Origin of the sequence: Neisseria sp. HMSC066H01 (assembly GCF_001837375.1) — a bacterium.
Taxonomy (GTDB): domain Bacteria; phylum Pseudomonadota; class Gammaproteobacteria; order Burkholderiales; family Neisseriaceae; genus Neisseria.
In genome coordinates, this window is record NZ_KV832192.1 from 84,958 (window position 1) to 93,058 (window position 8,101).

The 8,101-nt window shown below is 49.8% G+C and carries 6 protein-coding genes; all 6 read left to right on the top strand.

The window, feature by feature from the left end; all coding sequences use genetic code 11:
* The first annotated feature begins 73 nt into the window (after positions 1-73).
* Positions 74-892 (top strand): hypothetical protein, encoded by an 819-nt coding sequence (locus HMPREF2551_RS02400; RefSeq protein WP_070836978.1) that lies wholly within the window; start codon positions 74-76, stop codon positions 890-892.
* A gap of 108 nt (positions 893-1,000) precedes the next feature.
* Positions 1,001-2,170: a chloride channel protein gene (locus HMPREF2551_RS02405; protein ID WP_070836983.1), complete on the top strand. Its 1,170-nt coding sequence runs from the start codon at positions 1,001-1,003 to the stop codon at positions 2,168-2,170.
* A 162-nt stretch (positions 2,171-2,332) separates the two neighbouring features.
* Entirely contained in the window at positions 2,333-3,913 is a 1,581-nt protein-coding gene (gene purH, locus HMPREF2551_RS02410; protein ID WP_070836979.1) for a bifunctional phosphoribosylaminoimidazolecarboxamide formyltransferase/IMP cyclohydrolase, read from the top strand.
* Between the two features lie 73 nt (positions 3,914-3,986).
* Entirely contained in the window at positions 3,987-4,502 is a 516-nt protein-coding gene (locus tag HMPREF2551_RS02415) for an SMI1/KNR4 family protein (RefSeq protein WP_070836980.1), read from the top strand.
* A 247-nt stretch (positions 4,503-4,749) separates the two neighbouring features.
* Positions 4,750-4,878 carry a hypothetical protein gene (locus HMPREF2551_RS10680; protein WP_256388401.1) on the top strand — a complete coding sequence of 43 codons (129 nt, stop codon included), beginning with the start codon at positions 4,750-4,752 and terminating at the stop codon, positions 4,876-4,878.
* A 767-nt stretch (positions 4,879-5,645) separates the two neighbouring features.
* The coding region (locus HMPREF2551_RS02420) for an ESPR-type extended signal peptide-containing protein (RefSeq protein ID WP_283122402.1) at positions 5,646-8,101 on the top strand (2,456 nt) is incomplete at its 3' end.

Below are 8,101 nucleotides of genomic sequence, written 5' to 3' on the forward strand. Positions count from 1 at the left end.
AGGCCGTCTGAAAACAGTTTCAGACGGCCTAAAGTAGCCGTACTTTTCAATAAAACATTTTGGGAAAATTTCTATGAAACGCATCATCTCCCTGCTTTTGCTTGCCTGCCCCGTTTTGGCGTCGGCTGCACCCGATAACGACAAAGCCGCCGTACAGGCCGTCATTGCCAAACATTACAACCGACCGCTTGCCGCGCACAAATGCCAGCTTACCGAGCCGCCGAAAGACGGACAGGCACCATCTAACAACATCATGTATTGCATGAAACCCGTTGCCGACCATACCGTCACACGCAACGGCAAAGCCGCTCGTTATGTGCTGTACACAGGTTTTGCCTACGATATGGGACAAAAGATAAAACAGGACGCCCATGCTTCTCCCGGCCTGGCAGAATTGTTTGTTTTGGAAAAAACAGACGGCAAGTGGGCAATCAAACAGCACGGAAGAGATGAAATCGGCGCATGGGGGGATGTGCCGGAGAATAAGGCGTGGAAGTTTGTTCAGGTAGGCGCGCAAAACTGGGGCTATGTTGCCGAGTCAAGTTATACAGGCCAAGGCGACACGACGACTTCGCAAAACTTCCTGTTTACCGATGATAGCAACCGCATCCGTAAAAGCTTTATTATCAGCGGTAACGATAACGGCGCATATTTTGGCGATTGCGATGAATTGAAAGGGCGTGAAAAACGAGACTGCAAAGACAGATATACCAGCCTGGAAGCCAAAATTGCTTTTGACAAAAGCCGTCCTGCCGTATCCGGCGTATGGGCGTTGACTGCAAAACTCAGCGGCGTATCAGGAAAGAAAAATTATAAAAATCAGAAATATATTTTCCCTTATAACGGCAAAACCCACGTTGCCCCCAAAAACTATCCCTTGGGCGGACAATAGCTCCCTTAAAAAACGCTTTGATCAAACCATTACTACCTCAAGTCAAATCCCGTGAAAGACACTCATAAACTCTGGGCCGCCCTCATCATTACCGGCATCATCGGCGGCATGGTCGGCATTGTATTAACCGAAATCATGCATACGATTCAACATCTTGCTTATGGTTACGGTTCAGACGGCCTATACGTTTCATTCCGAGAGGGCGTAGCGCAGGCAAGTCCTGCGCGGCGTGTCGTGGTCGTGGCCTTTTGCGGCGTGGTGGTCGGCTTGGGGTGGTGGTTGCTCAAACGCTACGGCAGGCCGCAACCGGGTATCAAAGCCGTGGTTAAAAATCCGCTTGCCGGTTTTCCGTTTTTGGAAACCGTCAGCCATGCCCTGTTGCAAATCATTACTGTCGGGCTGGGCTCGCCGCTCGGCCGCGAAGTTGCGCCGCGCGAAATGACCGCCGCTTTCGCCTCAGTCGGCATCAACCGTTTCGGATTGAGCGAAGACGATGCAAGGCTGGTCATCGCGTGTGCCTCGGGTGCAGGTTTGGCGGCCGTGTATAACGTGCCGCTCGCCTCCACACTTTTCATCCTCGAAGCCATGCTGAGCGTATGGACGCAGCAAGCCGTCGCCGCCGCATTGCTGACTTCCGTCATCGCCACCGCCGTCGCACGCATCGGCTTGGGCGACGTGCAGCAATATCATCCGGCCAACCTTTCCATCAACACCTCATTACTTTGGTTTTCCGCCATCATCGGCCCGATACTAGGCGCAACCGCCGTCTTTTTCCAGCGCACCGCCCAAAAATTCCCCTTCATCAAGCGCGACAACATCAAAATCATTCCCTTGGCCGTCTGTATGTTTGCACTCATCGGCGCGATTGCCGTTTGGTTTCCCGAAATTTTGGGCAACGGCAAAGCTGGCAACCAACTGACCTTTGGCGGCATGACCGATTGGCAACACAGCCTTGAGCTGACCGCCGTCAAATGGCTGGTCGTCTTAATGGCGCTGGCGGCAGGCGCATACGGCGGCCTGATTACCCCGTCCATGATGCTCGGCAGCACCATCGCCTTTGCCGCCGCAGCCGCGTGGAATACTTTCTTTCCTGCCATGTCGTCCGAAAGCGCGGCCGTTGTCGGCGCCGCCGTTTTTCTCGGCGTTTCCCTCAAAATGCCCCTGACGGCCATCGTCTTTGTTTTAGAACTCACCTATGCCCCCGTTGCCTTACTCATGCCATTATGCGCAGGCATGGCAGGCGCAGTATGCGTGGCAAAGAAAATGGGATTTAAATAGGCAAAAACATCAGGCCGTCTGAAACCGAGTTTCAGACGGCCTTTTACAATAAAATTGTCAACAATATCTATAAAAACCTACTGCCAAAAAGGCGAAAATAGCGGATAATACCGCCCTGAAAATTCATCCCATATCGATTAAACCTTCAACAAAGGAAATCTCATGTCTTCCATCAAACGCGCCCTGATCAGCCTGTCCGACAAGACAGGCGCAGTCGAATTTGCCCAAACCCTGACCAAGCTCGGTGTAGAAATCCTCTCTACTGGCGGTACAGCAAAACTCTTGGCTGATGCAGGCGTTCCCGTTATCGAAGTTGCCGACTATACCGGTTTTCCCGAAATGCTCGACGGTCGCGTGAAAACCCTGCATCCGAAAATCCATGGCGGCATCCTCGGCCGTCGTGATTTGGACGAACACGTCGCCAAGATGGAAGAACACGGCATCGGCAATATCGATTTAGTGTGCGTCAACCTTTACCCCTTCGCCGCCACCATCGCCAAACCAAACTGCACACTGGAAGACGCGATTGAAAACATCGACATCGGCGGTCCGACCATGGTGCGCTCTGCCGCGAAAAACTGGAAACACGTCGCCATCGTTACCGACACAGCCGATTTCCCGGCCATCGCCGCCGAACTCGAAGCCAACAACGGCGCATTGAGCGACAAAACCCGTTTCAACCTTTCACGCAAAGCATTCAGCCATACCGCTCAATACGACGGCATGATTTCCAACTACCTGACCTCGCTTTCAGACGACGTCTTGAGCGGTCAGCCCCAAATCGGCGAATTCCCAAGCCAGTTCAACCAAAGCTGGATTAAAGTGCAAGACATGCGCTACGGCGAAAATCCGCACCAACGCGCCGCGTTCTACCGCGATATTTACCCTGCCGCAGGTAGCCTTTCCGCCTACAAACAGCTCCAAGGCAAAGAATTGTCTTACAACAACATTGCCGATGCCGATGCTGCCTGGGAAGCCGTCAAATCCTTCGACGCGCCCGCCTGCGTGATCGTGAAACACGCCAACCCGTGCGGTGTCGCCGTTGCCGCCGATACATTGACCGCCTACAAACTCGCCTACGCCACCGACACCACCAGCGCGTTCGGCGGCATCATCGCCTTCAACCGCGAAGTGGACGGCGCAACCGTCAAACAAATTACCGATAACCAATTTATGGAAGTCCTCATGGCGCCGAAGTTCACCGCCGAAGCCCTCGAAATCGCCGCCGCCAAGAAAAACGTGCGCGTATTGGAAGTGCCGCTTGAGGCCGGTGCCAACCGCTTTGAACTCAAACGTGTCGGCGGCGGGCTGTTGGTACAAACCCCCGACATCCACCGCATCAACCGCGCCGATTTGAAAGTCGTCTCCAAACGCCAACCGACCGAGCAAGAATGGAACGACCTGATGTTTGTATGGAACGTCGCAAAATACGTCAAATCCAACGCCATCGTCTTCGGCAAAGGCGGTCAAACCTACGGCATCGGCGCAGGCCAAATGAGCCGCGTGGACAGCACCCGCATCGCCGCCCGCAAAGCGCAGGACGCAGGTTTGGACTTAAACGGCGCATGTGCCGCTTCCGATGCCTTCTTCCCATTCCGCGACGGCGTAGATGTCATTGCCGAGCAGGGCATCAAAGCCATCATCCATCCGGCAGGCTCCATGCGTGACCAAGAAGTCTTTGATGCAGCGGACGAACACGGCATCGCCATGGTCGTAACCGGCATCCGCCATTTCCGCCACTAATAAGCTGATATAAAATAAAGGCCGTCTGAAAACCGATTTCAGACGGCCTAAGTTTTAATAAATGGGATAAGTCATGTCTTTTAGCCAAGCTGAGTTAGCAGATTTTGCTGCAAATCTTTTCGTTAACTATGACGAAGGTTTTGAAGGAGATACGCCGCTTACGGATGAGATTATTGCGCGCGTGGAAGAGGAGCTAGGCTATTCTCTGCCCATCGACTATATCGCTTTGATGCGCCAGAAAAACGGCGGTAGTTTGAAACGTTGTTTTTTTCGTTATACCGATACGGATGGATATGAATGTGAGTTAATCGTTCGTGGTATATATGGTATTGGTTTTGCGAATAATAATGCCTTGTGCGGTCAAATGGGTAGCCGTTTTTTGGAGGATCCCAAAAATCACGCATTGCCGCATATTGGTGTTTACTTTGCCGAAGAAGATAGCGGGCACGGATTTTTTGCGCTGGATTACCGCAACATAAATGCCGATGGTGAGCCATCGGTTATCAATATTTATTTGGATAATTTTCATGAGGAATATATTGCCGACAGCTTTGCTGATTTTGTCCGTCGTTTGACTGCAGACGAGTAAGTAGGGCAGATAAGTAGTTAGTATTTCAAATATTCCTGTTACTGATAAGCTGATATAAAATAAAGGCCGTCTGAAAACAAAGTTTCAATATCATGAAACCCGTTTTCAGACGGCCTTCTTCAATCATCAAACAATTTAGCGGCCTAACTGCAAATCAGGACAAAGCAACCAAGCCCCAGCCCGTCCGATTTATGCAGCAACACAACGCCACACAAGTCTAAAACCAACCCACTCAGAGAAAAAAAACATGAAACACATCCTCCTCATTCTCACCCTCGCCACACTCACCGCCTGCGCCTCCAGTCATACCGGCGGCTACGGCTATGCCGGCAACAACGGCGCATCCGCAGGCGTGACCCAAACGTTCCGTTGGTAAGGCCGTCTGAAAAAACAACACAGTTTTCTACAATAGAGAACAAACAAATCCCAAACGTAAAGGCAAGTTTTACACTTGCCTTTTTAACGCTGTCCATCGGCTCAATAGCGCATAAATTCGTGTCATTTGCCCGCTGTTTGCTATGTTAGAAAACGTCAAAGGCTGTCTGAAAACAGGCGATACAAACCCGTTACACGTTTCAAGCCGATCTTCAATACAAATTTCATTAATTCTCTAAATAAAAGCCCATATTTAAATCTATCACTAGAGAAACTATTCAAATTATATATTATTTAGTAATCATTATTGTTTGAGAATAAAAAAGTAAAATCAAATAGCTAGAAAAGCCGTTTAAAAAAAGCAACAAGTAAATTTAACGGGCATGACCGTTGAGGCCGAAAAAATAACACTTTATCGGAAGAGTTGATTTACGAAACCAAACGCATATAAAATTTGGACAAGGATTCCGAATGCATTGAAAGAAGCTGACAAAAAGTGACTGGTTAAGAAACAAGCTGACAAAAAACGGCACATCGTTTCCCAAACTTCACAAGCTTCCCAAAATGTATCAGCATAAAATCCCATAAAACAGGAATTTAGCTGCCATTCGGCCGAGTGGAGACTTTTGGCACGGGAATTGCATACAAGAGATTACGACGTAAAACCGCATAAAGGGGAGACTCTGAAGTGCGGCATATGTATGGGCAGGCGGTTTATAGCCGAGCAAACGTCCCAAAAGAAATCAAACCCCTTACAGGAAAATCGATATGAATAAAGTCTTTAAAGTCATTTGGAACCACGCGACCCAGACATGGACCGCGGTTTCCGAAATCAGCCATGCACACGGCAAAAAATCCGCTTCTGACAAGCGTAAAGCCGTAGCTGCTGCGGTGGTTGCTGCAGGTGCTTTGATGGCATCTAGCGGAGCAGAGGCCGCTGTAAGATTGGGAGGTAGTGCAGTAGACATTACTCCTGATGGTACTTACAACGGTTCTAACAGAAACGTTGGTGTCAACTCTGTTGTAGTGGGTTATCAAAATACTGCCAGCAGTCAAGATGGCACTATCGCTTACGGTGCTAACAATACTGCGACTGCAAACGCAGCATTGGCAGTAGGTAATAACAATATCGCAACCGGCGGTGCATCGACTGCAATGGGTGTAAGCTCTGTTGCAAGTGGTGAAGCTTCTGTTGCAATCGGTAATGTAGCCCAAGCAACTCAAATTCGTGCGACTGCAGTAGGTAACCGTGCAACTGCTACTCAAGACTCCGCAAGTGCATTCGGTAACCGTGCAAATGCTGGTGCACAATTTGCAACAGCTATTGGTGATAACTCCAATGCAAATGCTGCTGCAGTTGCTGTAGGTACGCATGCAAACGCCGAAAAACAAGATTCTATCGCTATTGGTAATAACGCTCATGGTGCTTGGACCAATACTATTGCTGTCGGTAAAGATACTGTAGCAAGTAAAGACCATGCGATGGCAATGGGTACCAGCTCAAATGCGTCAGGTGTTCAAGCTGTCGGCGTTGGTTCATATACAAAAGCAGAAGGTAATCTGACAGTTGCAGTTGGTCCATATGCGCAAGCCAATAAAGAAGCTGCAGTTGCTGTAGGTTCTAACGCTACTGCTGCTGAGTCTAACTCTATTGCTGTGGGTCAAACTGCCACTGCGTCTAACAATAACTCCATTGCTGTCGGTACTAAAACAGTTTCTAGAGGCGATAACGCAATTGGTATCGGTGCTTATGCTGAATCAACTGCTAACCGTGGTATCGCTATCGGCGTATTGTCTCAAGCTAATGGCACAGGCTCATTTGCTGGTGGTGCATCCGCTCAAGCAACAGGTGAAAATTCTGTAGCTATTGGCGGTGCGATGGATGGTACTCTGGGTAATAAAGCAGGTACTGCTGCTAAAGCAATCGGTAACAACTCTATCGCTTTGGGTACTCAATCTAAAGCTGCTGGCAATAACTCTATCGCTCAAGGTAACGGTGCAACTGCTAAGCAAGCTGCTGACGTTGCCGTAGGTCATGCTGCTACAGCTGACGGTACTTCTACTGGCGCTGATGGCGACGGCGTAGTAAATAATGCCGGTTCGGCAATGGCAATCGGTACAGAAGCTCAAGCAACCGGTATCGTAGCAACAGCCATCGGTGAGCGCTCTAAAGCTCTGGCAAACGGCGCGGTAGCATTGGGTGGCGACGCTCAAGCCAAACAAGGTTCTGACGTAGCAATCGGTCGTGGTTCCGTAGCTGATGGTACTTCTGCTGCAGCATTCGGTCCTGCTGCTACAGCAACTGGTAAATACTCAGTAGCTTTGGGCGTACAAAGTAACGCTGCTTCTAAACAAGCAATTGCATTGGGCCGTGGTGCTCAAGCCAATGGTGGCGAATTTGCAACTGCCCTGGGTAACGGTGCTCAAGCAACAGCCAAAAACACTCTGGCTTTGGGTACAGAAGCTAAATCTACTATCGAAAACAGCGTAGCCCTGGGTAACGGTTCTACAACCAGCAACTTCGTACCTACTAACACTGCTACTGTTGGCAGCTACACTTACAGCGGCTTCGCAGGTGCAACCAGCGGTTTGGGCAATGGCGCAGTATTGTCTGTAGGTTCTGCAGGTAAAGAACGTCAAATTCAAAACGTTGCCGCAGGCCGTATCTCTGCAACTTCTACCGATGCAATCAACGGCTCTCAATTGTACGCTGTTGCAAATCGCATCGAAAACCTGAATCCGTTTGTATTCCAAGGTCACGATGGTAGCGGTAGCTCACCAGCTGTAGGTACATACAAATACGATCCTAAATCAAATGCCAATAACACCCTGAAACTGATCGCTGGTGACGGCCTGAAGATGACTTCAAACGGCACTAACGAATACACCCTGAGCGTAATCGGTGGTGGTTCTACTGGTGCTTCTGGCGCAACTGGTCCTAAAGGCGATACTGGTGCTACCGGCGCAAAAGGCGATACTGGTGCAACTGGTGCGACTGGCCCTAAAGGCGAAAAAGGCGATACCGGTCCTGCTGGTCCTAAAGGCGATACCGGCGAAAAAGGTGATACTGGCGACAAAGGCGACAGCATCACAGGTGAAGTTGTAAATAACGGTGACGGTACTCATACCATCACTATTACTAATCTAGCTGATGGCACAATCACTACTACCATCGTTAAAGACGGTAAAAACGGTAAAGACGGTGCTACTGGTGCTAAAGGTGA

Excerpts from the sequence above, each read along its gene's own strand:
- purH (WP_070836979.1), top strand. The coding sequence starts at position 2,333 with ATGTCTTCCATCAAACGCGCCCTGATCAGCCTGTCCGACAAGACAGGC.
- HMPREF2551_RS02415 (WP_070836980.1), top strand. The coding sequence starts at position 3,987 with ATGTCTTTTAGCCAAGCTGAGTTAGCAGATTTTGCTGCAAATCTTTTC.
- HMPREF2551_RS02400 (WP_070836978.1), top strand. The coding sequence starts at position 74 with ATGAAACGCATCATCTCCCTGCTTTTGCTTGCCTGCCCCGTTTTGGCG.
- HMPREF2551_RS10680 (WP_256388401.1), top strand. The coding sequence starts at position 4,750 with ATGAAACACATCCTCCTCATTCTCACCCTCGCCACACTCACCGCCTGC.
- HMPREF2551_RS02405 (WP_070836983.1), top strand. The coding sequence starts at position 1,001 with ATGGTCGGCATTGTATTAACCGAAATCATGCATACGATTCAACATCTT.